Origin of the sequence: Corynebacterium kroppenstedtii DSM 44385 (assembly GCF_000023145.1) — a bacterium.
GTDB lineage: Bacteria > Actinomycetota > Actinomycetes > Mycobacteriales > Mycobacteriaceae > Corynebacterium > Corynebacterium kroppenstedtii.
The window spans coordinates 899,873-925,992 of the sequence record NC_012704.1; the positions used below are offsets into that span (position 1 = coordinate 899,873).

Annotated in this window: 20 protein-coding genes; 10 read left to right on the forward strand and 10 right to left on the reverse strand. The window is 55.7% G+C overall.

What is annotated here, in order from left to right:
* Nucleotides 1–45: 45 nt before the first annotated feature.
* Both CKROP_RS03760 and rarD read left to right on the forward strand, forming a co-directional pair.
* The gene (locus CKROP_RS03760) at nt 46–1,011 is read left to right on the forward strand and encodes a hypothetical protein (protein ID WP_041628791.1); all 966 of its coding nucleotides are present in this window, start codon (nt 46–48) and stop codon (nt 1,009–1,011) included.
* Between the two features lie 31 nt (nt 1,012–1,042).
* Nucleotides 1,043–1,921, forward strand: a complete 879-nt coding sequence (gene rarD, locus CKROP_RS03765) for an EamA family transporter RarD (RefSeq protein WP_041628792.1) — start codon at nt 1,043–1,045, stop codon at nt 1,919–1,921.
* A gap of 40 nt (nt 1,922–1,961) precedes the next feature.
* Here the strand turns inward: rarD and CKROP_RS03770 are convergent, their stop codons facing one another.
* Entirely contained in the window at nt 1,962–3,458 is a 1,497-nt protein-coding gene (locus CKROP_RS03770; protein ID WP_012731411.1) for a type III PLP-dependent enzyme domain-containing protein, read from the reverse strand.
* A gap of 300 nt (nt 3,459–3,758) precedes the next feature.
* Here CKROP_RS03770 and dnaE point away from each other — a divergent pair, with 300 nt between their 5' ends.
* Nucleotides 3,759–7,337: a DNA polymerase III subunit alpha gene (dnaE, locus tag CKROP_RS03775; protein ID WP_041629235.1), complete on the forward strand. Its 3,579-nt coding sequence runs from the start codon at nt 3,759–3,761 to the stop codon at nt 7,335–7,337.
* 108 nt (nt 7,338–7,445) lie between these two features.
* Here the strand turns inward: dnaE and treZ are convergent, their stop codons facing one another.
* Entirely contained in the window at nt 7,446–9,629 is a 2,184-nt protein-coding gene (gene treZ, locus CKROP_RS03780; RefSeq protein ID WP_012731413.1) for a malto-oligosyltrehalose trehalohydrolase, read from the reverse strand.
* 77 nt (nt 9,630–9,706) lie between these two features.
* Here treZ and CKROP_RS03785 point away from each other — a divergent pair, with 77 nt between their 5' ends.
* The 4 genes from CKROP_RS03785 to CKROP_RS03800 are packed head-to-tail and all read left to right on the forward strand — an operon-like array spanning nt 9,707 to nt 12,232.
* Nucleotides 9,707–10,468: an IMPACT family protein gene (locus CKROP_RS03785; RefSeq protein ID WP_012731414.1), complete on the forward strand. Its 762-nt coding sequence runs from the start codon at nt 9,707–9,709 to the stop codon at nt 10,466–10,468.
* A gap of 6 nt (nt 10,469–10,474) precedes the next feature.
* Nucleotides 10,475–11,560 carry an ABC transporter substrate-binding protein gene (locus tag CKROP_RS03790; RefSeq protein ID WP_012731415.1) on the forward strand — a complete coding sequence of 362 codons (1,086 nt, stop codon included), beginning with the start codon at nt 10,475–10,477 and terminating at the stop codon, nt 11,558–11,560.
* A gap of 24 nt (nt 11,561–11,584) precedes the next feature.
* Entirely contained in the window at nt 11,585–11,821 is a 237-nt protein-coding gene (locus CKROP_RS03795; protein ID WP_012731416.1) for a hypothetical protein, read from the forward strand.
* 9 nt (nt 11,822–11,830) lie between these two features.
* Nucleotides 11,831–12,232 (forward strand): RNA-binding S4 domain-containing protein, encoded by a 402-nt coding sequence (locus CKROP_RS03800; protein ID WP_012731417.1) that lies wholly within the window; start codon nt 11,831–11,833, stop codon nt 12,230–12,232.
* Nucleotides 12,233–12,274: 42 nt separating this feature from the next.
* On the opposite strand, the gene CKROP_RS11455 is transcribed toward CKROP_RS03800, so the two are convergent.
* From CKROP_RS11455 to CKROP_RS10665, 8 genes are all read right to left on the reverse strand, one after another.
* Nucleotides 12,275–12,424: a hypothetical protein gene (locus CKROP_RS11455; RefSeq protein ID WP_012731418.1), complete on the reverse strand. Its 150-nt coding sequence runs from the start codon at nt 12,422–12,424 to the stop codon at nt 12,275–12,277.
* Between the two features lie 77 nt (nt 12,425–12,501).
* Nucleotides 12,502–13,572 carry a GTP pyrophosphokinase gene (locus tag CKROP_RS03805; protein WP_012731419.1) on the reverse strand — a complete coding sequence of 357 codons (1,071 nt, stop codon included), beginning with the start codon at nt 13,570–13,572 and terminating at the stop codon, nt 12,502–12,504.
* Nucleotides 13,573–13,649: 77 nt separating this feature from the next.
* Nucleotides 13,650–16,172: a malto-oligosyltrehalose synthase gene (treY, locus tag CKROP_RS03810; RefSeq protein WP_012731420.1), complete on the reverse strand. Its 2,523-nt coding sequence runs from the start codon at nt 16,170–16,172 to the stop codon at nt 13,650–13,652.
* 50 nt (nt 16,173–16,222) lie between these two features.
* Entirely contained in the window at nt 16,223–17,140 is a 918-nt protein-coding gene (locus CKROP_RS03815) for a hypothetical protein (protein WP_237698441.1), read from the reverse strand.
* A gap of 215 nt (nt 17,141–17,355) precedes the next feature.
* Nucleotides 17,356–18,246, reverse strand: coding sequence for a fructose bisphosphate aldolase (locus CKROP_RS03820; protein WP_012731422.1), 891 nt, complete (start codon nt 18,244–18,246; stop codon nt 17,356–17,358).
* 479 nt (nt 18,247–18,725) lie between these two features.
* Nucleotides 18,726–20,393, reverse strand: coding sequence for an exonuclease domain-containing protein (locus CKROP_RS10660; RefSeq protein ID WP_012731423.1), 1,668 nt, complete (start codon nt 20,391–20,393; stop codon nt 18,726–18,728).
* A 60-nt stretch (nt 20,394–20,453) separates the two neighbouring features.
* A complete protein-coding gene (glgX, locus tag CKROP_RS03830; RefSeq protein WP_012731424.1) occupies nt 20,454–22,769 on the reverse strand; it encodes a glycogen debranching protein GlgX in 2,316 nt (771 codons plus the stop codon).
* A gap of 10 nt (nt 22,770–22,779) precedes the next feature.
* Nucleotides 22,780–23,607 (reverse strand): TetR/AcrR family transcriptional regulator, encoded by an 828-nt coding sequence (locus CKROP_RS10665; protein WP_012731425.1) that lies wholly within the window; start codon nt 23,605–23,607, stop codon nt 22,780–22,782.
* Nucleotides 23,608–23,842: 235 nt separating this feature from the next.
* Between CKROP_RS10665 and CKROP_RS03840 the strand changes: the two genes are divergently transcribed.
* From CKROP_RS03840 to bsaP, 3 genes are all read left to right on the forward strand, one after another.
* Nucleotides 23,843–24,568, forward strand: a complete 726-nt coding sequence (locus tag CKROP_RS03840; protein WP_041628794.1) for an Rv0361 family membrane protein — start codon at nt 23,843–23,845, stop codon at nt 24,566–24,568.
* 110 nt (nt 24,569–24,678) lie between these two features.
* Nucleotides 24,679–25,743, forward strand: coding sequence for a biotin synthase BioB (bioB, locus tag CKROP_RS03845; protein WP_012731427.1), 1,065 nt, complete (start codon nt 24,679–24,681; stop codon nt 25,741–25,743).
* A 9-nt stretch (nt 25,744–25,752) separates the two neighbouring features.
* Nucleotides 25,753–26,073: a biotin synthase auxiliary protein BsaP gene (bsaP, locus tag CKROP_RS03850; protein ID WP_012731428.1), complete on the forward strand. Its 321-nt coding sequence runs from the start codon at nt 25,753–25,755 to the stop codon at nt 26,071–26,073.
* Nucleotides 26,074–26,120: the final 47 nt, after the last annotated feature.

The window sequence follows — 26,120 nt, forward strand, 5'->3', positions numbered from 1 at the left end:
GCGTCATGGGTTCCAGGTGCGGGGCGTTCGTCGTCGCGTTCCTCCGTGAAGGCTGATGAGTGGGCTTCATCTAGCGCTTCTCCATCTACGCAGCCGTCATCCACGTCGTCTCAATCCGCCTCGTCTCCTTCGACGGCTCCTACGTCGAACGTTTCCTCGTCATCGTCGTCGTCGACAAGCCGTATTAATTGGGGAGCTCAACGTCCCGGTTCCGTCACTAAAGACCAGTTATCTGAAGTCTCAGGCCAGCGTCGGGATCAGACGTCGGAGGTCAGCTCTGCAAAAGCTGCTGGTGAGCGCAGCATGGGGTGGAATATTGCTGCCCTAGTGGCAGTCGGCCTGTTGGTGACCGTTTTTATCATTATGATGGTCCGTCCGGATACCACCTCAGCGACCATGGCGATCAATGGCGACACACTTGGCCCCGAGGATGAAACCATGTCGCAGTACCAACAGCGCTCGGATGCGACGCTGCAGTCTGAGACCGCTGAGAGTGGCAAAGCGGATAACGGTTCGGATAGTACGGGGCACCAGAAGTCGTCCGGTCGGGGAGCGAAAGATAGCAAACACTGGGCGTTAGTGACCTTCAATCCGCCGACAACACCTGCGAAAGCTGCGGAGGCCTTGGGTGGCAGCGATGTCAGAGTGGGGTCGGTGTTGGTAGGGCCGGGGGTGGTTTCCGGAATTCCCAATCCGACTCCCGGGTACCCACTGGAGAAACTATTTTCTGACCAAGTGCAGTGGGCCAATGAGCTCGAAGACACGTCCAACGACGACGAGATCCGCGGTGTCATTGTGTATGGGACATTGGATCAGCTTCGGGCTATCCGCAAGAAGACGTTTGCTGTGGAAGCGCTGCCTTCCGATGCCGTGTGGGGACGGATCGGAGTAAGAAATCCTGCTATCGCGGGCGTCGAGGATACCCCAGGTTCGTCTCAAGATTCGGCGACATCCCGGGATGATGTGAACCCCATTACTCTTCCTTCACCCACTGGTGATCGTCGTCTGTAAAGAGTCCTAGGTCTCCGCTACCATCATTCACGTGTTATGGGCCTGGGCATGTTACGTGTTGTGGGGATTGTTCCCCGCGTTCTTTCCTCTTCTCAAACCGGCGTCGCCTCTGGAAATCTTGGCGCACCGATTTGTATGGACCCTCGTTTTCATGCTCGCCATCGTGCTGTTCAGCGGACAGTTCAAGAAACTACTAAGGATTCCTTGGCGAGTATGGGCGACGGTGTTCGCTGCCGCTGTACTCATCGCAGTGAACTGGGGAACCTACATTGTGGCGGTCAATTCGGACCACGTCGCCGATGCCGCGCTGGGCTATTTCATCAACCCTCTAGTCAGCGTTCTTCTCGGGGTATTTTTCTTGGCGGAACGGCTCCGCCCGCTGCAGTGGCTATCCGTCGGAATTGCCGTGGTAGCAGTCGCCGTTCTCACCGTGGACCTGGGACATCCTCCCGTTATCTCCTTGGCCCTCGCGTTCAGTTTTGGCTTCTATGGCTTGCTGAAAAAACGAGTTCCCCTGACCCCAATGATTTCTCTGACGTGTGAAACGTTATGTATCGCGCCAGTCGCGATTGTGTATTTGCTCATTCTGGGGCAGCGACACGAAGGAACATTCACCACAGAGGGAATCGGCCACACCTTATTACTGATGACAGCCGGGATCGTCACAGCCGTGCCCTTGCTGCTCTTTGGGTACGCGGCCCAGCAGATTTCACTAACATCCTTGGGAATGTTGCAGTATCTCACTCCCGTTTTGCAGATGCTGTGGGCCGTTTTCGTGACACAGGAATCGTTCAGCCTTGGCCGGTGGCTCGGTTTCATCATTATTTGGATTAGCGTTGGCTTCTTCGTCACAGACTTGGCCTTGATATCACGAAAACGGGCACATCGCGTGCGTGCCGCGTCGTCGTAGTCCTCGCTGGTGAAGGGGCCTTCGGGTCAAGATCTTTCACTTAAAAGGCGAAACCTTCACCGCGATACGTCGTCCATGTATCGACGACTTCGCCACCGGATACCACCAGAACCGAGTTCGTCCATTCCATCGCCTCTCCGGCTTTGGCATGTCGGAGCCACACTTTGTCGCCAATGGCCAAGCCATCGCTGGCGGGGCCGATCAGTGCGGTTTGGACTTCTCCGGCACCTTCTCGCGGAGCGAATTCCAGTTCTGTGGGGAAATCGATGACAGGAAGTTTGTCGTGGCTAGGGGTTCCCGACGCGACACGTCCTCCACCAGCCACGACGATGATTCCTTTGCCGGGGCGTCGGATAACGGGTAATACGAACCAGCAGGCCGGGTGGGGTTGGAAACTGCGAAAATGATCGAGTAAACCAGGGCCGATGAGTCCAGAACCTGCGGCAATTTCCGTCACAGCGCTTTCCGTTCCCGTCGACTCCAATGATCCGGTGCCGCCACCGTTGACGAACTCTAACTGATCAAGGCCCGCGGACATCAGGGCGAAATCGACGCCGTTGACAATTTCTTGTCGTCGGCTAGCAATTTCACCGCGGGACAGCGACTGCATAATTCGTCGCATCGTCGGCCGGACACCAGTTCCCGCGTCGCCTTCGTCGGAAATTTGGCTCTCGAAGGCAAGGATGCCGACGACCTTCATGTTCTTCCGCCCCCAGATTTCTTTGACGAAGGATTGCGCGTCGCGGATTCCATGAATTGGGGAGCGGAGTGCTCCAATTCGGATCGAAAAATCCTTGTCACTCGGCTGCGTTGTCCACAGTTTTGTCGCTTCTCCCGAAGACAGCCCGGGAATGTACATTCCGCGCCCAATCACGAGGGCAGCATCGATATCCAAACAGATGCGGAGCTCATGGCGATTCTCGGGATCGGTCACCGAATCGAGAAAATTGAGGTGCTCGGGCGAATCTGCAGTTAGTGTGATGGCCCGTGCAAGATGTTCGTCGTTAGCAATCTCGTGCAGGGCATCTTTATCCGTGGAAGGGGTACCAACCAACACGTCGTCTGATACCCCGTCTTTTACCAGCCAAATAGCTTCCTGGAGAGAATAAGCCTGCACACCCGAAAACCCCGGTTGAGCAAGGGCTTCCTTGATCGCGTTCTTCATCCTGAGAGATTTGCTGCTCACACGTATCGGTGTGCCATTGGATCGCGTCACCATGTCCTTGGCATTGGCACGGAAAGCATCCAAATCCAACACCGTGAGCGGAGCACTGTATCGTGCAACGGCCTCGCGCACCTTTTGAGGAACACCATAGTTATGGTGATAGACACTGCTTTGTGGAGCACTGGGGCGTAAACCATCTTTCATCGTCTCGACGATGACTCCGCCGCTTTTCCTCGCACGCTCCGTGGCATCGTCTGCTGCAGAGAATGCAGAGTTTAACCGACGCTTTGCTGCGGTGAACGCGTCGGACAATCGCGTCGAAGCCTCACTATTCGATTGCGACGGGGACGGTGTTGATTTCGGGGAGTTCATGACGCCCTGCTTTCGTTCGGGTTGCTTTTACGGGTCGATGGTGTACGTGTGTGCTCTACCGTCGGGAGCCTCTCGCAGACCGTGCGTTGGAAAGGTGCTCACGGTGCAGTGACGGCTGCGTGACGGAAGCTGTGAAGTGATAGCAGTCACATTAACGGTTCTTGGAGTAGAGCGTGCGGTTTTTCTCGAAAAGACGACAAATGCTCCAGAGAAGACCTATCTACGTGGGGGGACGTCGCCACAAAAATGTCCTGACCTGGACACTCGACCACGCTAGAAATGCCCCCTATGATCGCGAACATGGCCAATTCTTCCTTTGTTCACCTGCATAACCACACTGAGTATTCAATGCTCGACGGAATGGCCAAGGTTGACCTGCTGGTGGATGAGGTAAAACGGCAGAACATGCCGGCAGTCGGAATGACCGACCACGGCAACATGTTCGGATCCGACGCTTTCTACCGCGCCATGACGGCGAACGACATCAAGCCCATTATTGGCGTCGAGTGCTATATGGCCCCAGATTCCCGCTTTAATAAAAAGCGCGTTCGGTGGGGTGAAGCCCACCAGAAGCGTGACGATGTGTCGGCCTCGGGCGCCTACCTGCACCAAACGATGATCGCGGAGAATGCCACCGGACTGAAAAACCTCTTTTACCTGTCCTCGATGGCGTCGTATGAGGGGCAGCTTGGTAAATGGCCCCGCATGGATGCCGAGCTGATCGCAGAGCATTCCGAAGGGATTATTGCCACGACGGCGTGCCCGTCGGGTGAAGTTCAAACCCGCCTCCGGCTCGGGCAGTTCGACGAGGCCCTCAAAGCAGCCGCTAAATGGCAGGACATTTACGGGAAAGACAATTATTTCCTGGAGCTCATGGACCACGGTATCGAGATCGAGCAGCGGGTCCGTAATGAGCTATTAGAAATTGGCCGAAAGCTCAACATCCCTCCGCTGGTGACGAACGATTGCCACTACGTGACCAAGGATCAGGCCCGGTCACACGAAGTGATGCTCTGTGTGCAAACGGGTTCGACGATGAACGAACCCACCTTGGACCAAGGCGGTAACCGCTTTGCCTTCAACGGTGACGGCTACTACCTGAAATCGGCCCGGGAGATGCGAGATACGTGGGACGACATGGTCCCTGGCGGGTGTGATAACACCCTGCTGATCGCCGAGCGCGTCGGGGATTACAGCGAAATTTGGGAGCCCCACACCCACGACCGCATGCCAAAATACGACGTCCCAGAGGGCTACACGCCGACGTCGTGGCTCACCCACGAAGTTGAACAAGGCCTGAAAAAGCGCTTCGAGGGCCAGCCCGTTCCGCAGGAGTACACCGATCGGGCCAAGTACGAAATCGGTGTCATCGATTTCAAGGGCTACCCCAGCTACTTCCTCGTCGTGGCCGACTTGATCAAGCACGCGCGCCGGGTTGGTATTCGCGTTGGGCCCGGCCGTGGTTCAGCTGCAGGGTCCCTGGTTGCGTACGCGTTGACTATTACGAATATCGATCCGCTCCAGCACGGATTGCTGTTCGAGCGATTTCTTAACCCTGAGCGCCCGTCGGCACCTGATATCGATATCGACTTCGACGATCGCCGCCGAGGTGAGATGATCCGTTACGCGGCAGATAACTGGGGTGAAGACAAGGTCGCCCAGGTTATTACCTTCGGCACAGTGAAGACGAAGCAAGCGTTGAAAGACTCTGCTCGCGCGCACTTCGGGCAACCGGGTTTCCAAATGGCGGAGCGGATTACGAAGGCCCTGCCGGCGCCGATCATGGCGAAGGACATTCCTTTGTCCGGCATCGTCGACCCTGAGCATCCCCGCTACAGCGAGGCCGCTGAGGTTCGCCAGCTCATCGAAACCGATCCCGATGTGAAGAAGATTTTCGACACGGCTCGGGGGCTTGAAGGCGTCGTCCGTCAAGCTGGTGTTCACGCGTGTGCCGTGATTATGGCGTCGGTGCCGTTGCTGGACCACATCCCCATGTGGAAGCGTGCCCAGGATGGGGCGATCATTACCGGCTGGCCGTACCCGGCGTGTGAAGCCATTGGCCTGTTGAAGATGGACTTCCTGGGGCTTAGAAACCTCACCGTTATCGGCGACTGTATTGAGAACATCAAAGAAAACAGGGGAGAGGACCTCGACCTTGAGGGTCTGTCTGTTGTCGACGAGCCGACGTACGAGTTGCTTTCGCGCGGCGATACCCTTGGCGTGTTCCAGCTGGATAGTGGTGGTATGCGTGAGCTGCTCAAACGCATGGGCCCAACCGAATTCTCGGATATTGTTGCGGCGTTGGCGCTCTACCGCCCAGGACCGATGGGTGAGGGCGCGCACTGGTCCTACGCTGACCGCAAGAACGGGCGTGAAAAGATAACCCCGATTCACCCGGAATTGGAGGAACCGCTCCGGGACATTCTCGCGGAGACCTACGGCCTGATTGTCTACCAGGAGCAGATCATGAAGATCTCGCAGAAGGTAGCCAATTATTCCGCTGGCCAAGCTGACAGCTTCCGAAAAGCGATGGGTAAGAAGAAGCCAGAGGTTCTGGCGAAAGAACGTGTCAGTTTCGAAGCCGGAATGAAAGAGAACGGCTATTCGGACGACGCTATTAATACGCTGTGGAAGGTTATTCTGCCGTTCGCCGGTTACGCCTTTAACAAGTCTCACGCCGCCGGCTACGGATTAGTGTCCTTCTGGACGGCATATTTGAAGGCGAATTACACGGCCGAGTACATGGCGGCTCTTTTGACGTCGGTGTCGGATAAAAAAGATAAGTCTGCCATTTACCTTTCGGATTGCCGTCACTTGGGTATTGATGTGTTGTCTCCCGACGTTAATTCGTCGAAATACACGTTCCAGTCCGTTGGTAAAGATATTCGCTTTGGTCTCGGCGCTGTCCGCAATGTTGGTGAAGATGTCGTGGAGTCGATTGTTTCGACGCGCCGGGAGAAAGGTGCGTTTAAGGACTTCACTGACTATTTGAATAAGATCGACACTATTGCGTGTAACCGACGAGTGACGGAATCTTTGATCAAAGCTGGCGCATTCGATTCCATGGGGCACCCGCGTAAAGGCCTTTATTTGATCCACGAAGACGCTGTTGATTCCGTCATTTCAACTAAGAAGGCCGCGGACAAAGGGCAGTTCGATCTTTTCGCTGGTTTAGGTGGAGAAGCTGAAGAAGAGGATTCGGCTTTTTCCATTGAGGTTCCTGACCAGGAATGGGACCGTAAGCATAAGTTGGCTTTAGAGCGCGAAATGCTCGGGTTGTATGTCTCAGAACATCCGCTTGACGGGTATGAAGAGACATTAGCTGCTCAGACGGATACGCCACTGACCACTGTGTTGTCGGGAGAATTGAAGGATAAACAGGACATCGTTATTGGCGGAATTATCTCCGCCGTGGACCGTCGTTTCTCCAAGAAAGATGGTTCACCATGGGCCATTGTCACTATTGAGGACCATAACGGCGCTTCTGTGGATATCCTCGTTTTCAATAAACTCTATGCATTAGTGGCACCGCTCATTGTGGAAGACACGATTATTAAAGCTAAGGCGCATATTAAATATCGTGATGACCGCATGAGTGTCTTTTGTGATGACCTCACCCAAGCGGATTTGAGTCTCAATGGTGGTGGCAAGGGGAGTCCGCTGAAATTGAAGATGCGAACTGACCAATGCACCAAGGAGAATATTGCCCGGCTGAAGAAAGTTTTGGTCGAAAATAAGGGCGACTCTGATGTGTATTTGACCCTTGTCGACGGCGCCAACTCCACCATGATGGTTCTGGGAAATCACCTGCGCGTTGACCGTTCGAGTTCTCTGATGGGGGATCTGAAAGCCACGTTGGGCGCTGGCATTGTGGCCTAGCTGTTCCCGTGGAACGGTAACTCCCTAGGTCGATAGTGTTAGTGTCGACCTAGGGAGTGTGAATATTCGCTACTGGGCTGGCCAATCGTGTTGGTTCATTGTGCCGGCCTATCGCGTAACAATGATCGTTTCCCAGGGGCCTAGCGTGACGCGGGTTTCCTCGTCGTTACCAGCGCTTTTCTCCCCGGTCGACGTCTCCAGAGTGGTTGCCGTGTCCATCCGTGACGACGCTTCTTTCCCTTCTGACGCACCAAACCGGAAGATGACATCCCAGTCGTTAATGCCACTGTCGTGGGGGAGTGGAACCTCAGCTGGCTCGTCGGCAAGGTTGATGAAGGCCGATATGGCATTGTCGCCGTTGGCCTGGGCCGATGCTGTGTTACCCCCACCGGCAGGGACAGCAGTATTCGTGACGGGAGAGAACCTATCTACCCGGATCCACCTACCGCGTCCCGGTGATTCGTCGACAACCGGCGGGGTTGAGAGCGCACCCGAGGCATTGACGTCGGCGCCGTGAGCTGCCGCGGCAGGGTTGCCGCTATCGTCATGCCAGGACACTGAGATGGAGGCGAAGTTCCCTGAGCGCAGGAGAGGGAAATCTTCTCTCAGTGCGATGAGCTTCCGGTACGCATCATGGATGGCCTGATGAGAACCCTCCGTGAGCTCGTCCCAATCTAACCGCGCGGAGTCGAATGTTGATTGCGCAGACGGGTCAGGCACGGCGTCGTCACTCCATCCCGCGCGGGCGAATTCGCGCTTGCGCCCCTCCTTGGTCAACTCATTCAGTTCATCGGATTCATGCGAAGCAAAGAACGGAAATGGTGTGGAGGCACCCCACTCCTCGCCCTCAAAGAGCATGGGCGTGTAGGGAGAAGTGAAAACAAGCGCTGCTTTCGCGACTTGCTGCTCCGGCGTGAGATTCATGCTCGGCCGGTCGCCGGCGGCGCGGTTGCCAGTCTGATCGTGAGTCGTCGTATATGTGACAAAGGACGACGCGGGTTGTGTCGCATGGTGGATCGGCCGCCCATGTGTCCGGCCACGGAACTGCGAATAGCGGCCATCATGCCAGAAGGCGCGGGTTAATGCCGTAGCAAGAACCTGGGGAGAACCGAAATCGCCATAGTAGGCGTGGTGTTCACCGGAGACCGCCGAATGAATGGCGTGGTGGACGTCATCACACCACTGGCCAGCCAACCCATATCCGCCGGCTGCGACGGGGCTCACGATGCGCGGATCATTTTGGTCTGATTCCGCGATGAGTGTGCGGGGAATACCGGTACGGGCTGTCACGTCCCGCGCCACGTCGTTCATCTGCTCCAGGATCGGGTGGGCACCCGGGTCGTTGAACGCGTGAACAGCGTCGAGCCGAAGGGCATCGATACGGAACTCGGTGAACCAGCGTCGGATCGCGTCCATGATCAGGCGCCGGACAGTGTCTGAATGATCACCGACGAGGTTGACCACCTCGCCCCACCCGGTTGAACCACCTGAAGTGTAGGGCGCGAACGCGCCGCCATAGTATCCATCCGGGCCGAAATGGTTATAGACGACATCAAGGCATACTGCCATGCCGTGCTGGTGGGCCTCATCAACCAGTTCCCGCAGACCGTCCGGCCCGCCGTATGACTCTTGGACAGCAAACCAATTGGTCCCGTCATATCCCCAGTTCCGCGTGCCTCCGAAGGGGGCAACAGGCATGAGCTCAATCGTCGTTACTCCCAAATTCTTGAGATAGGGGAGCTTCCCGATGAGTCCATCGAATGTTCCTTCGGGAGTAAATGTTCCGACGTGAAGCTCGTAGAGGACGGATCCTTCCAAGGGGCGGCCACGCCACTGGGTGCAGGTGAATTCGTATGTGGGTTCCCATATTTCACTGAACCCGTGGACGCCGTCCGGTTGTCGTTCGGAACACGGGTCAGGGAACGGCCCGACCCATTCAATAGCATCGCTATCTTTGGTTGACGTTGTGTCGTCGGCGGCAGCGGGATCGGTGGTGATGGAGAAGGCGTACCGGTCACCGGGTTGTGCCGGGATATCCGAGATCCACCATTCACCGGTGCGATGCAGGGGATAGATCACTGTATCGGCGTCGTCGGTAATGTCCTCGGATTCTGTAGGAGTCGACGCGGGAAGTGTCGACGAACTATGCTCGCGTGAGCTGGAACTATCCTGTTGCTCAAGAGGGCGCCGTACATGAACACGTGCGGCGGTGGCGTCGGGTGACCACAAACGGAAATAGCGTTCCGGGGATGTCGTGGTCTCGGTGGATTGGGCGGGCCTGGTGTGTTCCATATATCTAGGGTAGGGGATTTGTGCCGGGGAGAGCAGGTCAGTTCTCAATGAGCAGGCCAGCTTTACAATAAATCCTTATGAGCACCCAGCCGTTGTATGTCGTCCCGAAGGATTATCGGGACTACACCACTGAGCAGGAAATCAAACGGTCCCGTTTTATTTGTCATCTTCGGCGGGCTGATTCCGAGGACGATGCGCGCCAGCATGTTTCCGATATCCGCAAGGCATACCCTGATGCCCGCCACCATTGCAGTGCGTTTATTACCGCGGCGTCGGATGAAGCTGATGACATGCCGGACAAGGTGAACGCACCATTAATGCTCGTTGAGCGTTCCTCCGACGATGGCGAACCTGCAGGAACCGCTGGTCAGCCGATGCTCAATGTTCTGCGCGAATCGGGAATGACCAATGTGTGTGCCGTCGTCGTCCGATATTTTGGTGGAATCAAACTGGGGGCGGGCGGCCTGGTTCGCGCGTACTCAGATTCTGTAGCGCAGACAGTATCTATCGCGCCGACATCCCGACGTCGTCGTGCTTTACGCATGACCTTTATTGTCTCTATTTCCGACGCAGGCCGCGTGGAATCTGCACTCCGCAGCGATGACTGGTCAGTGGAACCCACTGTGTACGGGGCGGGTGCGCCTGAGGACGCACGTCCACTGGATACCAATTCAACGCAGCTCAACGAGGGTAGCGGGGGTAGTGGAAACATCGCGCAGATCAACGTCGTCGTCTCCCCGAGCGATGTCGACGCCGTGGTATCTGCAGTAGCCGCACTGACGCAAGGGGTTTTCAACACCTACGAGACCGGAATAACATGGAGAGAAACCTCCACCTAAGGTCTTATGCTCCCAGAAAGTGACGGTTCGGCTGTGAACGGGTCCGTATCTCAGAACCAGACAAATACAATCGGCGGCCGTGATGGGCGGCCCGATCGAGAGCCCGGACGCCCGGGAATTAACCGACGCTCATTCCTTCGCGCCGCAGGAGTTAGCGTCATTGCGGCAGCGGGTTGGGGTCTCGCCGCATGCTCATCGGATTCGTCAGATGATTCCGCAGGGCAATCGTCGGGAGCTAACCAGAAAGGTTCGAAAGGGAAAGACAGCCGAGTTGCCGCAGTAGGAATGGGCGATGGAGACACCCTTATCGCGTTGGGAATCATCCCCGTGATTACGACCTCGTACGGTGTTCAGCCAAAGGCGCTGAACAGTTGGACTAGCGAGGCTTTACAGTCGCGGAAGATTCATGACCTCCCCATCGTGTTGGATAGCACTCAAGAAGCGTTCTCAACGTCGGTACTTGAGACGATTGCCCACAAAAATCCTTCTTTGATCATGGCGATTAACACGGCAGTGGATAAAGAAGCGCATCAGCGTCTCTCTGCCATCGCGCCCATAGCAACGCATTCCGACAAGTACCAGGACTATGAAATTCCCTGGGATGAACAGATCAAAGAAGTATGCAAAGCAGTTGATAGGGAAGGGGACGCCAACAAGCTGATTGACGGCGTGAAAGAGTCCTTCAAGAAATACCGGGACAAGCACCCCGACATCCAGAATAAAAAAGCTGCCATCATCATGCCCTACGATGGCAAAGTCGCCGTCTACGATGATTCGGCCGGCCGGGGACAATTCATAACGAACATGGGCTACACCATCCCTCAATCGGTCCAAGGGGACGGCTCGGGCGGCCAAAGTTCGGCGTTCTACCACGAAATATCAGCCGAAAACTATGACATCTTCCGAGGTCTCGACAAACTTTTCGTCATTGATTACGCAGGAAAAAGCGAGGCATTTCTCCACGACCCTGTGTTCAACTCACTCGACGTAGCGCAGGAAGGCCGCACTCAGGTTCTTCAGGAGGAACTCGGAACAGTCATGAGCATGCCGAACCCCCTGTCCGTCCCCTGGGCGCTATCAAAAATCGGGTGACCATTTCTTCGCTAGAGTGTAAGCATGAGTTCTCAGGTTGATCGATACGTCGCAGCCTCACCCGCACAACGTAAAGCTGATGTGAGAAAATACTCCGCCCGCGGTGCCACCTTCGCCGGTGTCGGAATTATCGCGCTGATTACCAGCGCAGTAGCAAGTTCGACATTCTTCATCATCGTCAGCATTCTCATCGTTGCCGCTGGAGCATGGGATGGCTACAAAGTCATGAGAATCCTCAAGCACGAAGATACGTGGACATAAAACCTGGTCATGTCACCGACGAAACACAGCTCCACAGCGGACAACATCTCAGCTGTTCGTACCGACATATGGGTGTGGGCTGTCCGCCTATACAAAACCCGCACCGCTGCCACCGGCGCAGTCCGTGCTGGCCACGTTAAAGTCAACGGCAAACAAATCAAACCGGCACAAACAGTCGTCCCTGGCGACACTGTCCGCGCATGGTCACATCACCGGGAATTCATTGTCGAAGTCGTCAAAACTCCCACCAAACGTGTAGGCGCAGCCGTAGCGCGAGAGTGCTATATCGACCATTCCCCACCGCCACCGTCACCCGAAATACTTGCGTCCATGCCGCGCCGGGATCGTGGCGCTGGCCGTCCTACTAAGAAAGAGCGTCGGCAAATGGAGAAGCTGCGGGGACGTCGGTAAGGACCGAACCAGAAAAGGTGCGATTGAATATGGGCGCTTAGTTTATTGTTTTCGCTCACTCGAGTACTTGAGCCCGACGGCGACGAGCACAAGGAGGATAAAAACAACGAGTGCCCACTTGGGTGGGAAGAACGCTAGGGAAAAGATCGCTGAAATAAGGATCAGGATGGCGTCTTGTGCGCGGAATTTCATCTTTCTGCTCCTTCTGTGATGTGCCGAGTATAGCGGTGACCCACTGTTGCTCAGATCATCTAACGATAACGATGAGACTATGATTTGCTTGCCGCGCCTAGTCCAGCATCAAGAAGTTTTTTCCACCGATTGCCCAAGCGACCTGAGCGGGTCTCGCCGTGATCCCCGATATCGACAGTTTTCTTGATGTGGTCCCGCCCATATCGCGCCAGGAGAACATCGTCGACCATGCGAACTTGTCCCGGAGGGAAATCTGGGTGCATGACCGACCTGACCGCCTCGGCGAGGTCGTCGGATAGTAGCTCGCGTAAACCGCCGACGTCGGTAATGCCGTGGGCAGCCAACATGGCGTACGCGTAGCGGTAGTATTCGCTTTTCGAGCGGGGGAAAAGCGGCCCAAGGATGACGGTGAGCACGCCCGGCAGGATTTCCGGAGAGAGCGACGCGTCGTCGGAACTATCCGTTGCTCGAGGAGTCTGGTTGGCAATGGACGCGATTTGGTCGAATTGCTGGTCGGCTAGTTCGATAAGACCGGCGGCAAGAGTGAATGCCCGATCGATTCGTGGATCGCTTCCCGTATTTGGTCCTTTGTAGCGGACATCATGTTCGAACTCGGCCCACGCGTGTTGAAGGACAGTCCGAATTTGAACTTCCAACATTTGCCCTGAATATTCGGCTAATTCTTGAATCAGAATATTGGTGGAGTCAGAGGTGATGTCTGGGATCCGGCAGATGAGATGGAGAGAACCATAACCGAACCCACCAGCTATTCGGGTTTCAGCTGCTTTGTCGACGACGCGGTCGATCTCGAAGTGCTGTTCGAGTACGCGCCGGATTTCCGGGATCTCAGTGGAGTGAAAAGTTGTTACCCGCACGCCAATGAAGTCGTAGGCGTCATCGAATCCGTGGGGGAAGAACCACTCACCGGTAGCAGTTTTCTTCTCTACCTTGTCTAGGAGGCTGGGCAGCGCTTTGATTCGAGCAGTGACAGCGTCGAAAGCTATTCCGGAATCGCCAAGGAGATCCTCGATCGTTCGAGCGAATTGCTTCGCGGCAAGTGGGTGCGCGGAGGTCCATGTCGCGTATTTCTTTCGTGCTTCGCGCTGCCTCGAGGTTTCCTTGGGCGGCTTGTGGTGGCGGTGGGACAAGGTTGAGTAAAGGTTCCTTTCGTATGATCCGTGACGACGGGTGATCCGTTATGGACAGTACATGGTCGGGTTAGAACTTAGCGCGGGGATTCGTCGGGCAATGACGGTGTGTCACGAACCAGAACGGTGTATGGATGCTGGTGGAGGAGGTCCGCGAGAGCAATGTCGCCGCTGTACCGTTCACCCGTAAACCGGTCGGTCCACCGTCCGGCGGGAAGGGATAGTGTTGTGTCTTTCCACCCACCAGATCGTTCGAGTTCGAGTGGCTTTCGCGTGACCAGAACGACGACGTCCACGTCGGTATGACGGCTACCTCGTGCGAAGCCTATAGCGTGATGAGCAGCCGGACCTTGCGCAAAAACGGGGACGTAGGAGGCCCCGATAAAGCTATAGGGGCGTTCGCGACGAACCGCTAGTGCCACAGCTGTGACCGCGATCTTGCGAGCCTGGGAATCTGGAAGCAGGGGAATGTCGTCGACGCTAGGGCCCTCGGGTGATGACACATGAGCGCCGAGCCCCACAGCCTCGCGGATTTCTGCCAAGGCGGCCCTTCGTAAGTGGTAGTCGACGAAACGGCGGTTGTCGGGATCGACCAAACTGTCTTCGGGGAATTCAGTGCCCTGATAAATATCAGGTATCCCGGGGGCAAGGAGCTGAAGCAGTTTCCGTGACAGACTGACGATATGCCCAGATGAAGCTATCTTTTGCACAAAGCTGGTGATGAATTCTGCCGTCTCTTCTGTAAACAGCGAGTCAATCCATTCGTGGATGGACTTTTCGAATTCCTCATTGACGTCGGTCCACTCGGTGTGCAAGCCGGCTTCGCGCACAGCCTTGGTGGCATATTCGTGAAGTCGATCGATGAGCTGTGAGTCGATCCGGCCCGACGATGGCCACACGCCGATAATGTTCTGAATCAAGAACAGTGATGTCGCCGGATCCGGGGCAGGAGCGCGGGTGTCTAATTCGTTCAAGAAGTCCCGGTAGTCATCGGGGATTTCCGTGAGCTCGATAATCCGCGCCCGGGTATCTTCACCACGTTTCGTGTCGTGGGTTGTCAGCGTCGTCATGGACCGCGGCCACAAATTCGCTCGCTCGGACTGGAGAAGATGGAATTCAGCCGCTGACACACCGAAAAGCCCAGGTGAACCCCCTACCTCTTGAAGAGCGATTAAGCGACACGCGCGATAGAAGGCAGTATCTTCAACACCCTTCGCCATGACTGCACCACACACTTGGGCAAATCGCGTCCAGGCTTCCCCGTAGCTCATGAGACCTGCTGTCATGAGGTCGAGGGCCGCGCTCCTCTCGGGGTTATCGTGGGCCATCTTCCGGATAACAGTGGAGGTTAATCGCGAAAGCGATAGGTAATCGGCACGATAGACCGGCATATGGGCAATAACGTCGGTGACGGTCAGCGTCAGTTCCTCATCGGTAACATCCTTGCCGATGGTTGACCAGTTGTCATGCCGGATAGCACGTGCCAGTCGGCGCACCTCTGCAGCTAGCTCATTCGTTGCGACATCGCGTTTCAGAGCGACGATGGCGGACTCATAACCGTCGGAATCCCAGGTCGATTCTGACCGTTCCTGTGCGATAACGCCCAGGCTCTTTTCGGCAGCACGGTTGATAAAGATGCCATCCAGTTCACGAAGCGCGTCGTAACCTGTGGTTCCGTCGACATCGAGCCGTGGATCTAAAGGCTCAGCGTTGCCAAGGATCTTTTCGATGAGGAGCAAGCGGTGATCACCCACCACGCCACGAAGACGTGACAAATAACCGAATGGGTCGGCGAGCCCGTCGGGATGGTCGACGCGGACACCGTCGATAAAGCCGGCCGCGATGAGTTCCCGCAGCACCCGGTGCGTGTGTTCGAAGACAACGGGATCTTCTTGTCGGATTCCCGCGAGGCCGTTCACAGAGAAGAAACGACGGTAGCCGATGACACCATCGCGCCAATACCGCAGGGCGTAGCGCTGTTTTGAAAGGACGTCGAGAGGGTCGTCTCCTTCTGTACCGGGGCGAACAGGAAAGTAGTTGCCGTAGTAGTCCAGGAGGAATCGGCAGGGTTCACCACTGCCTTCTACATGAGCAGGTGCGTTGTCCTCATCGACGGGGACGATAGTGATGGCATTGACGTCATCGGGGCTGCCGAGAACCGGAATTCCTAGCTTTCCATCGGCGCCGTTGCCAGGGGACCAGTCGATATCGAAATACGAATTGAATCGTGATTCTTCCCCGTAGGTGAGGACGTCCCACCACCACGGATTGTCTTTAGGTACGTCGATACCCAAGTGGTTGGGAACGATGTCAATGATGATTCCCAACCCTTCCTCATGTGCTGCCTGAGCTAATTCCTCGAATCCCTCGCGTCCCCCCAGAGCCGGATTGACTTCGGTGGGATCGATGACGTCGTAATTATGGTTCGACGACGATGGAGCAGTCAGGATAGGGGAGAGGTAGAGGTGAGAGACGCCCAGTTCGTTGAGGTAGGGCACGATGGCTTTGGCATCGGCAAAGGTGAAAGACCGCCCGTGCGGATCGGCATCCGGGCCGCGCAATTGCAGCCGGTACGTCGCTGAGAGTGAACGGCGTGGCATGGTCTACCTCTTTCCTCATTGTCCCGTGGAGTGGTTGATGTCCACGGTCTTTAGTGTTCTCGGACACCGTAATAGCTGCTAGGCGGTGTCGGCATGTAGTTCGTGTGACGCGACAGAGCGCTGTCACGCGCGCGGATTGTGCCCGGAACGGGCCCAGTCTGGCTACAGCTCGATTCAGGATTCCACTGTACTTGCTTTTCTGGAAAGACCCAGGGCTCTGGAAAACGGTTGTCAATCTTCCATAGCTGGTGGAAGACCTCAAACGTGCTATCAGACCAATGGTGTTTTAACCATTGATGGGCGCGGAGAAGAGACGGTGTGTCGTTAATGGGGATGGCGATGAGATTTCCGTTATTGATGCACCCGATCACCGTGGGACGAGACCACTGTTCATAGAGATAGTCCCGGAGAATTCGCATGAGGATAGGATGGCTCAGCCATGCATGAGCGTTGGGGACTATCCGGTCTTCATTCGGTTGCGGACGCGTCATGGTGCTCTGGCCGCGAGAACGAACTGATGCCTTCAGCTGCGGCGATGAATCGTCGTAGCTATCGATATTTAGTGGGGGTGGGGGCGGTGTGCGAAGTTCCCACCCCGTTGCACCTGGAATGGTGGTGTCAAGAGAACGGTAGTGGATTCGCAGTCCTTTTTCCGTAGAGAAGAACTCCAGGAAATTATCTGCCGCGCTACCCCACGCGTGATTCGCCGGGCACGTGAGACTATCGCGATCAACGGGCGTCCCGTGTTTATCAGTGAGCCGGGCTACAAGACCTGCCCCGAGGTGAACGAGCGCGTCGCGGTATTGCGAGACCTGAGTCAGTGGTTGGAGCTCGAGTTGGTGGCTCTGCATGGGCGCATCGACCGGTGAGCTGTTCAGTGCCTCAGTGCTCGAGCGTCTTTGGTCTACATCTAATGACGAGGCGGGACGGGAAGAAAGAAGCGAAGCAGTTGCCTGATGAGGTGCCATGCTCTTTATTGACGACGCGATCACCGTGTGGTTCCCAGCAACCTCAATATGTGGCGAGGGACACTATGAGTTGACGCTGCAGCGCTGCGTGGCACTACTGCGCTGTGGTACTTCCACACTGTGGCGCTCCCACGCATAGAAAAACCGGGTGACAGCTGCACTGCCACCCGGAATTCCATCACCAATGTGCTGGGTTAGCCCTGGTGTTGTCGCTATTAGCCTGCGATCGAAGCCTTGTAAATACCATCGATCGTGGTAGCCAAGGTGTTGTCGAACTCTTCCTGCGACTGATCAGCGGTCAGTCCCTCGAGGAGAGCGCGAGAGAACGATGCAATGAGGCCCTTGTTGCGGGAAAGGCGCTCGTTAGCGTCGTCACGCTCGTAACCACCGGACAGCGCGACAACACGCATAACCTTCGGGTGGTTGATGAGGTCTTCGTAGAAGTTATCGACGGTCGGGATGGAGACCTTAATCATGACCTGCTGACCCTCAGGAATGTCATCCAGGCCCTTCAGAAGAGCAGCCTTCAGAAGCTCTTCAGCTTCCTCCTTGTCGTCGATAGAGATGGTGACCTCGGGCTCGAGGATCGGAACCATGCCCTTGGCCAGGACCTGCTTACCGATCTCAAACTGCTGGTCAACAACAGCCTGGATACCCTCACCATTAGCAGCGTTAATAACCGAACGCTCCTTGGTGCCGAAGATGCCCTTCTCAACGCCACGGTCGAGGAGCTTATCGAGCTCAGGCATGGGCTTCATGACCTGAACGTCGTTCTCTTCGTCGGCCAGACCCTTGTCGATCTTGAGAAGCGGAACGATACCCTTCTTCTCCCAGAGGTACTGGGCGGTAGGAATGCCTTCAATCTCGCGGTCCATCGTCATTTCGAACAGGATGGCTGCGAGTACCTTCTCGGAGGTGAAGGATGGAGAGGTAATCAGACGGCTACGCATAGCGTGGACAAGATCGAACATCTCGGCATCAGAGGAATATGCGTCATCCTGGATGCCGTAAGCGCGAAGCGCCTTCGGGGTGGATCCGCCGGATTGGTCAAGGGCAGCGATGAAGCCCTTGGCCTCAGTCATGCGAGTGGCCTGCTCCTGGTTCATTACAACTCCTTCTATGTTGCCATCATGGGCAACGTCGATGTCGTGTAGACGTTCTCCGTTATTTGTGGGAGATCATCTGTCGCGCTCTATGGTAGCCCGAAAATGTCTGAATGAACACCGATCAGACAAAAAATTGCGATCATTTCTGGCGAGTTTTCACCGTCGTGCGCGCTGATTACAGCAGTGGGATAAGGGCGGAAGTGGAGTTTGTGACGGGTGTCAGTTCGTTTACGTGCAGTAATGCCCATTCGTAGCTAACCGCAACTAATCGGGCACATTATCGCCCTATTCGGACATTGCGACGCATGAGAAAAAGTTGTGACAAACCTCACTGAGTTGTATGGGGTGTAATCCAGGCTATGTGGGCCAATCCATCCCTTTTCTGGCTCCGCTGGTGAGGTTGCGGCTCTCGATCCTGCGTCTCAACTGTGAACCTGAAGAACCTCCTCGAAGGGAAACATGGAATCAGGTGTCGATACTTAATTGAGATCTAGTGCATCGAGAAGCTGGCCTTGATTCCAGATCTCGATCTCTTGCCCTTTTTCCTGAAGCTCCTCAGCACGTTTCTGTTTCGACGTCTTCCCATTCCATTCCCCGCAGACAAGGAGGGTGGTCTTCTTTGTCACATTCTTGCCGACGGTTCCGCCCGCCTGAGCGATCGCTTGCCACAGTTGTCCCTTATCCAGCGGAGAGAATTCCCCAGTCAACGTCACGTTTTTGCCAAAGAGGGGTCCGTTCGGGTCGGCGTCGGTATTCGTCTCAGGAATATCACGGGGAGTAGCAACGGATTCCCAGTTGGACGGGCCACGGTTCCCCCGCGTTTGCCCATTTCGTGATGACTGCTGGTGATCCGACCGAGATCGTCGCGGTTTCCGGAAAAGTGACAGCGAATTGTCTTTCACTGTTCCGAACGTGTAGCCCGCCGATTCGACGACCTCCGCCATCGATTGGACGTCTGATGGCGGCTCAGTGTCGCGAGGAGAAATCCCGCATAAACTCAACATGATTTCGCCACACGCGCGAGCATCTGCCAGGGCATCGTGATGATGAAATGCCTCTGAACCCGCCGATTGAGCCACCGTCGTCAATTTATAATTAGGAAGCTCGGGGTGGAGCGCGCGTGCAAGGAGGTAGGTGCAGGCGAAAGTAATGTGCGGAATGTCGACTTTCTCTGCCCGAGCGGCGTCCCGGAGCGCGACCATATCGAACTTGGCATTGTGAGCGACGATAGGGAGGTTTTCTTTCCTGAGGAGCGCCGCAAGTTGCTCCAACCGGTCATGGCATGACGGCTCATTGGCGACTTTATCAGGGGTAATCCCATGGATCGCGGTGGTCGCCGGCGTGAAATCTGGCCACGCCGAAGGCGGTTGGCACAGCCACGTGTGGGATTCAGCTTCTTTCCCCTCGTGATACACGACGACACCGAATTGGCATATCGAACCATTAGCTTCGTTCGCCGTTTCGACGTCAAAAGCAATAAACGAGGGCGGACGTGAATCTAATGTGCCATCGGCAGGCTGAAGAACATTGCTGCGCTGAGCATCGTTATCCGGTGCGGCAGGGCTATCGTCTTGTTTCTTCTCACTTGACTTCGCTTGGTTGCCTTCTGCACTAGGACTGGCTGTGCTGTTGCCCCGTGCACCGGTACCACCTACACCGCCAAATGCCGACCGCGAATCCGTCTGATGAGAAACGGCCCGTGCTATACGACGCAAGCTCTCTAAGTCATCAGCCTGCATCGCAGTGAGGGCTTCATTAGCGAAATCAATAATGGATGTGTCGACGGAGTGAGCCGGTGAAAATCGGAGAGCGTTAGGCGCGAATCGCGAGCGCTCCCGCGATATCGGAGGAGTGGCATCCAGGAATAGATCGATAAAACCTGGTTCAAGTGGGGTGGGGTCGGTCCGTGACCAACCACGAATTGAATCCCGATCTATCTTCGTCTCCGGGTCAAGATAAATCTGTGCAGCGGGGATCCGTGAGATCGTGACCCCGCTTTCACTGATATATGCCGTGCCACCGAGGATCGGGATTGCAGCAACATACTCAGCGGGCGTCGTCTCATCGTCAGCCTGAATTTGCGAAAAACTAGCGTCAGCTGGGATTTCAGTTCCCGGGGAAGGAATATCAGTGTCGGAATTCGTCATGGTGCACTCCACTCTAACCAGTTTTACGCCGAGCGATGGCAGGTAGCCTTATGCCGAATGTTATGCCGAGTGACGGCGCCGCCGGCACAGCACGACAACAGATCGGTTCTCAACGGGAACGGTTGATTCGGGCTTATAGACGTCTGGATCATCTTCGGAGAATCCAGTGGGCAGCGATGTATCGACGACGACGCTCCAGAGGCGCGACGGATCCGTGTCTTCTGGATCGCGCGATGCCTTCACTGCATCATCTTTCGGAAGAGTGAAATCTATCCGCTCATGGTGCGCGTTGAAGCACAAGATGAATGAATCATCGAAGATTTTTTGCCCTTGCTCGTCGGGTTCAGCAATCGCTTCCCCGCCGAGGTGAACCATGAGAGACCGTCCGAAGTCATGATCCCAGTCGGCCGTCGTCATGAGCGTTCCGGCGGGAGTCATCCACGCGATATCGCGATCTTGCACGTCGTACCCCAACGGGCCACCGGCCAGGAATCTCCGACGACGGAACACGGGGTGATCATTGCGAAGCTCGATTAACCGTCGAGTGAAGTCGATCAGATCTTTATTGTCTGTTGCCTGGGACCAATCCACCCACGACAATTCCGAATCTTGGCAGTAGACGTTGTTGTTCCCATTCTGGGTACGACCCATTTCATCGCCATGGCAGATCATGGGCGTTCCCTGGCTGAGCAGCAGCGTCGTCAAGAAGTTCCGAATTTGACGGCCTCGCAGCTGGATAATGTCGGGATCATCCGTGGGGCCTTCAACGCCACAGTTCCACGACCGGTTGTGCGATTCTCCGTCGCGGTTATCTTCCTTATTAGCCTCGTTGTGTTTCTCGTTATAGCTGACGAGGTCATGGAGGGTGAACCCATCATGCGCGGTCACGAAGTTAATCGACGCGGTAGGACGTCGATCATTAGCGGCGTACAGATCTGACGATCCCGTCAAGCGTGAAGCGAACTCACCCAAGGTCGCAGGCTCGCCACGCCAGAAGTCGCGGACGGTATCTCGATACATTCCGTTCCATTCGGACCAGATGGCGGGGAAGTTTCCGACTTGGTAGCCGCCTTCGCCCACATCCCAAGGCTCGGCGATGAGCTTGACCTGGCTGACAATGGGATCTTGTTGCACGAGGTCGAAGAATGCTGACAATCGATCGACATCATGAAGTTCACGCGCGAGGGTCGACGCAAGATCGAAGCGGAATCCGTCAATATGCATCTCGGTAACCCAGTACCGCAATGAATCCATAATCAATTGCAGCGTGTGGGGATGCCGGACATTCAGGCTATTTCCCGTACCCGTGTAGTCCATATAGTGCTGACGGTCATCATCGACCAGGCGATAATAAGCCGCGTTGTCGATACCCCGGAAGCTCAGCGTCGGCCCCATATGGTTGCCCTCCGCCGTGTGGTTATAGACGACGTCGAGAATGACTTCGATGTCATTGTCGTGGAAAGCCCGCACCATGTTCTTGAACTCAGAAACAGCGGCGCCGGGTTTCTTGGCAGCTGCGTAATCTTGGTGAGGCGCCAAGAAGCCGAAGGTGTTGTATCCCCAGTAGTTGCTGAGACCGAGCTCGTGGAGCCGATCATCCTGATAGAACTGGTGGATAGGCATGAGCTCGATAGCTGTCACGCCAAGATCTTTGAGGTACTTGACGATTGAGGGGTGGGCGAGGCCAGCATAGGTACCGCGATAATTCTCGGGCACGTCAGGGTGCGTCATGGTCATGCCCTTGACGTGAGCTTCGTAAACAACGGTCTTGTTCATCGGGTGCCGCGGTAGCCGATCAGACCCCCAATCGAAATAGGGGTTGATGACGACGGACAACATGGTGTGGCCCAAGCTGTCGTCGGTATTGCGTTCATCGGGGTTATCGATGTCATAGCTGAACAGGGAAGCGTCGCCGTCGAATTTCCCATCGAAAGCCTTTGCATAGGGATCGAGCAGTATTTTCGACGGGTCGCAGCGAAGGCCCTGATGTGGATCCCATGGGCCATGAACGCGGTAGCCGTAGCGTTGTCCTGGGATAATTCCAGGTAGGTAGCAGTGCCAAATGTGGGCGTCGACCTCGCGCATCTCGATGCGGGTCTCGGCACCGTCACTGTCAATCAGGCAGAGTTCTACCTTGTCGGCGACCTCTGAGAACAGAGCAAAGTTCGTTCCCGAGCCATCGTATGTTGATCCCAAAGGGTATGAGTTTCCCGGCCATACGACGAGGTCAGGGGCGTTATCGGAGGATGTCGCCGACGATCCATCGTTGGCTGTGGCGTCATCTGTGGCTGGAGAAGTTGCTTGCCCGGATATCGTTGGGGCCTCGTGGTCATTATCGACGATCTTCTCGGAAGCCTGCTCCTGTGTATTTTTCATGACGTTAATTTTAGCGGGGAGGGTGGACAAACCATGATTTCCCCGCGTGAGATTGAGCTATTCCGTCGAGGATGATTCGTAATCCTGCATTTGCGCTTGCGCTGAGCAGTGCTCTCCATGCGTCAATATTCGCAGTGCTATGTGTCAGCAGTTCGTCCCACTCAGAAGCACGTGGATGGCTTGATGCGGAGGAAGAAGCATCGTCGTCTGTTTGGGATGGCTCGTCGCCGTGTCCATCGTGGTCATCGTCGGCAGTAAAAACTGAGGAGGCAACAATTTTCGACGCCTCCGCCGCTGTTTGCTCACGGATAGCGAGACCGAGGATGAAGGAGATGAGCGTTGTTGAGCCGTCGAGGATTGTGGCCTCGTCGCCATCAGGAAGAGAAGAACGTAGGATTTGCGACAATGCGTCGATAGGATCGTTGGTTACCATTCCTGCTGGTAGTGCCGCAGATATGAGGTCTGCAGCGTCCCGACAACAGATGCACTGTCGATAAAAGCCGGCGCAGAATATATATGCATGTCGATACCACTGAGGACGAGGGCGTTGCGACGTCGTTGCCGAAACGTCATCCGATATTGGTGATAATTCGGAATCGCGCGATCCTTCGTCGTCATCGACGCTTTTAAGAAGTCGCTCCTTAAGATCATCCAGAGGGGAAAGAAGCTCATCAGCTACTCCACCGAGGAGGGCCTGCTTGTTGGGAAAATGCCAGTACAGTGCAGCTGGGGCGACGTCTAAGGTACGGGCCAGACGCCGAATCGTGAGATCTCCTAACCCGTACTCGTGCAGAATGTTTAGAGCACTCGTGATGATCGCCGTCGTTGTGAGCTGCATGCCTTCAAAGATAAACCGTTCGTGGACTGCGTTTCGAGCAAAGTAGCGTAGTTTTTCGCAATGACGGCAATCGTCGCCGGGGCATTCGACGTCGGCTAGTGTGTCGCCAGTGGACGTGTCGCGCTAAGGTGTCAAAACTCTGTGAGAACCCTGGAAGCTTTGGGGAATATGCGGATATTAATAGCGGGAAAGGTAGAATGACCGCGGTATCTTAGTGGTAAAGGAGCTATGTGTCGTGCCAGATGTAGTGTTGTCAGAAGCAGATGAGGTACAGACTGCGGATCAGGGCGATAAAAGGGGACAGTCTCGCGCGCAGGTACGTCGTTGGGGGGCCGCGCTCATGACTGCATCGCTTTGTGGGGCATTAGCCGCTTGTTCACACGGATCATCGTCGGATGATGAAACGAGTTCTTCGGCAGCTCAGGCATCATCGAGTAGTTCTTCTGCGAAACCCGCATCGTCTGCTGAAGCAACACAGCCGCCCGCAACACAATCAGATAACGCCGCGGGGGATGAGCAGTCCGGTGGTGCGAAACTCGGTGCGGATATTCCCACCGTTCCAGACTCGAATGAAACCCCGTCAAGTGGGCCCAAGCCGATCAACGGAAAGCCTGGTAGCGAACAAGACGTCGAGAGCATTAAGGATGCTCTCGGCCACTACGGGGATACCTCCGGAACCGTGCGTCACTACTACGAAAGCACGAAAGCCTATACATGCAAGGATCGTATTGCTGCCCATCCGGAAGTGTTCTCTGACGAGAACATCAATTCTCTGCCCAATGAGTCAATTGACAAGATGGGCTTAGCTGGGTCGATCCCGAAATTTAACAACATCTCCAACATCAAAGTCGACGGTGACCGGGCGACTGCCTCGGTAAACACCACGTTCAATGGTGCGACCTCGACGGGGACGATGTTGTTCACCAAGGAAGACGGTCAGTGGAAAGTCTGCTCTGACTAGAAATTACCCCCTTGCTGTGTCTCATTGAACAGTGTTCAGGAATGGAATAACCTTGAACACAACGATGGTGGTTATCCGGAGAATCACCACGGTTATGGAGGTACAGCATTATGTCGGAGAACACGACGCAACAGACAAGAACGAGTCAGTCGGCTACCAGCAGTGAGACAGCTTCGGCCGAACAAGACATTTTGGACCTGGCCCGCGAAAAGGTCCTTGAGCGTGGGGAAGGGCTTTCTCAACCAGAAATTGTTCGGGCGATGACGATTTCCGACGATCGTATCGACGAACTCCTGGCTTTGGCTCACGAGGTTCGGCTTCGCTGGTGTGGGGACGCAGTTGAGGCAGAGGGAATCATCTCCCTGAAGACGGGTGGGTGCCCGGAAGACTGCCACTTCTGTGCACAGTCGGGGCTCTTTGAATCGCCCGTCCGGTCCGCGTGGCTTGATATCCCGGCCCTTGTGGAAGCTGCTAAACAAACAGCAAAGACGGGCGCGACGGAATTTTGTATCGTTGCCGCCGTCAAAGGGCCTGACGAACGCTTGATGAGCCAGCTTGAAGAGGCCATCGCCGCGATTAAGGCAGAAGTCGACATCGAAGTTGCTGCCTCCATCGGCATTCTCACCAAAGAGCAAGTGGAACGTTTGGCGAAGGCAGGGGTCCACCGCTACAACCACAACCTGGAAACCGCGAAGAGCTACTTCCCCCACGTGGTAACAACCCACTCCTGGGAGAAGCGCCGCGAAACCTGCGAGATGGTCCGTGACGCAGGCATGGAAGTCTGCTGTGGCGGCATCGTGGGAATGGGGGAGACTGTTGAGCAACGCGCAGAGTTCGCTGCTCAATTGGCTGAACTCCGCCCCGACGAAGTCCCCATGAACTTCCTTGATCCTCGCCCCGGCACGCCTTTCGCCAACCGTCCAGTCATGGAATCGAACGAAGCGCTCAAGACCATTGGTGCTTTCCGCTTAGCACTGCCCAAGACCATTCTGCGGTTCGCCGGCGGACGTGAGCTCACCCTGGGCGACCTGGGCGCAGAAAAAGGCCTCCTCGGTGGCATTAACGCGATCATCGTCGGTAACTACTTGACGACGTTGGGTCGCCCCCAGGAAACCGACGTCGACATGCTTAACCGGTTGCACCTGCCGATTAAAGCTCTGAACGCGACTGTCTAAGGTGGCGCAATGTCGGAAGTAACCACTGCTCGCGAGGGAGTACCGAAGAAGAAGCCCGTTCGGCGTCGGCCTCGTAAAATTGCCTCCACCGATTTGGCGGATGCCATCATCGCTGGTGACGCCCCTCTGTACGATCCCTTCACCGGCACTGAACTCAGTACCGGCGAGACTCCCCACTATTCGCCGTCCATGAGGGCGGGGCTCGAAGCGCCACGGTTTTGCCAGTTGTGTGGCAGACGCATGGTGGTTCAGGTTCGTCCAGATGGATGGACTGCGGTCTGCTCGAGGCACGGGGAGCTAGATTCTGTTCTCCTCGATCCCCATCGCTGAATTGACCACGCATCCCCATTATCGCGGCCACCCCTATAATGGTTCCG

Excerpts from the sequence above, each read along its gene's own strand:
- dnaE (WP_041629235.1), top strand. The coding sequence starts at position 3,759 with ATGGCCAATTCTTCCTTTGTTCACCTGCATAACCACACTGAGTATTCA.
- CKROP_RS10660 (WP_012731423.1), bottom strand. The coding sequence starts at position 20,393 with ATGACGAATTCCGACACTGATATTCCTTCCCCGGGAACTGAAATCCCA.
- bsaP (WP_012731428.1), top strand. The coding sequence starts at position 25,753 with ATGTCGGAAGTAACCACTGCTCGCGAGGGAGTACCGAAGAAGAAGCCC.
- CKROP_RS03790 (WP_012731415.1), top strand. The coding sequence starts at position 10,475 with ATGCTCCCAGAAAGTGACGGTTCGGCTGTGAACGGGTCCGTATCTCAG.
- CKROP_RS10665 (WP_012731425.1), bottom strand. The coding sequence starts at position 23,607 with ATGCAGCTCACAACGACGGCGATCATCACGAGTGCTCTAAACATTCTG.
- CKROP_RS03800 (WP_012731417.1), top strand. The coding sequence starts at position 11,831 with ATGTCACCGACGAAACACAGCTCCACAGCGGACAACATCTCAGCTGTT.
- CKROP_RS03795 (WP_012731416.1), top strand. The coding sequence starts at position 11,585 with ATGAGTTCTCAGGTTGATCGATACGTCGCAGCCTCACCCGCACAACGT.
- bioB (WP_012731427.1), top strand. The coding sequence starts at position 24,679 with ATGTCGGAGAACACGACGCAACAGACAAGAACGAGTCAGTCGGCTACC.
- treZ (WP_012731413.1), bottom strand. The coding sequence starts at position 9,629 with ATGGAACACACCAGGCCCGCCCAATCCACCGAGACCACGACATCCCCG.
- glgX (WP_012731424.1), bottom strand. The coding sequence starts at position 22,769 with ATGAAAAATACACAGGAGCAGGCTTCCGAGAAGATCGTCGATAATGAC.
- CKROP_RS11455 (WP_012731418.1), bottom strand. The coding sequence starts at position 12,424 with ATGAAATTCCGCGCACAAGACGCCATCCTGATCCTTATTTCAGCGATC.
- CKROP_RS03770 (WP_012731411.1), bottom strand. The coding sequence starts at position 3,458 with ATGAACTCCCCGAAATCAACACCGTCCCCGTCGCAATCGAATAGTGAG.
- treY (WP_012731420.1), bottom strand. The coding sequence starts at position 16,172 with ATGCCACGCCGTTCACTCTCAGCGACGTACCGGCTGCAATTGCGCGGC.
- CKROP_RS03785 (WP_012731414.1), top strand. The coding sequence starts at position 9,707 with ATGAGCACCCAGCCGTTGTATGTCGTCCCGAAGGATTATCGGGACTAC.
- CKROP_RS03820 (WP_012731422.1), bottom strand. The coding sequence starts at position 18,246 with ATGAACCAGGAGCAGGCCACTCGCATGACTGAGGCCAAGGGCTTCATC.
- CKROP_RS03815 (WP_237698441.1), bottom strand. The coding sequence starts at position 17,140 with ATGGCACCTCATCAGGCAACTGCTTCGCTTCTTTCTTCCCGTCCCGCC.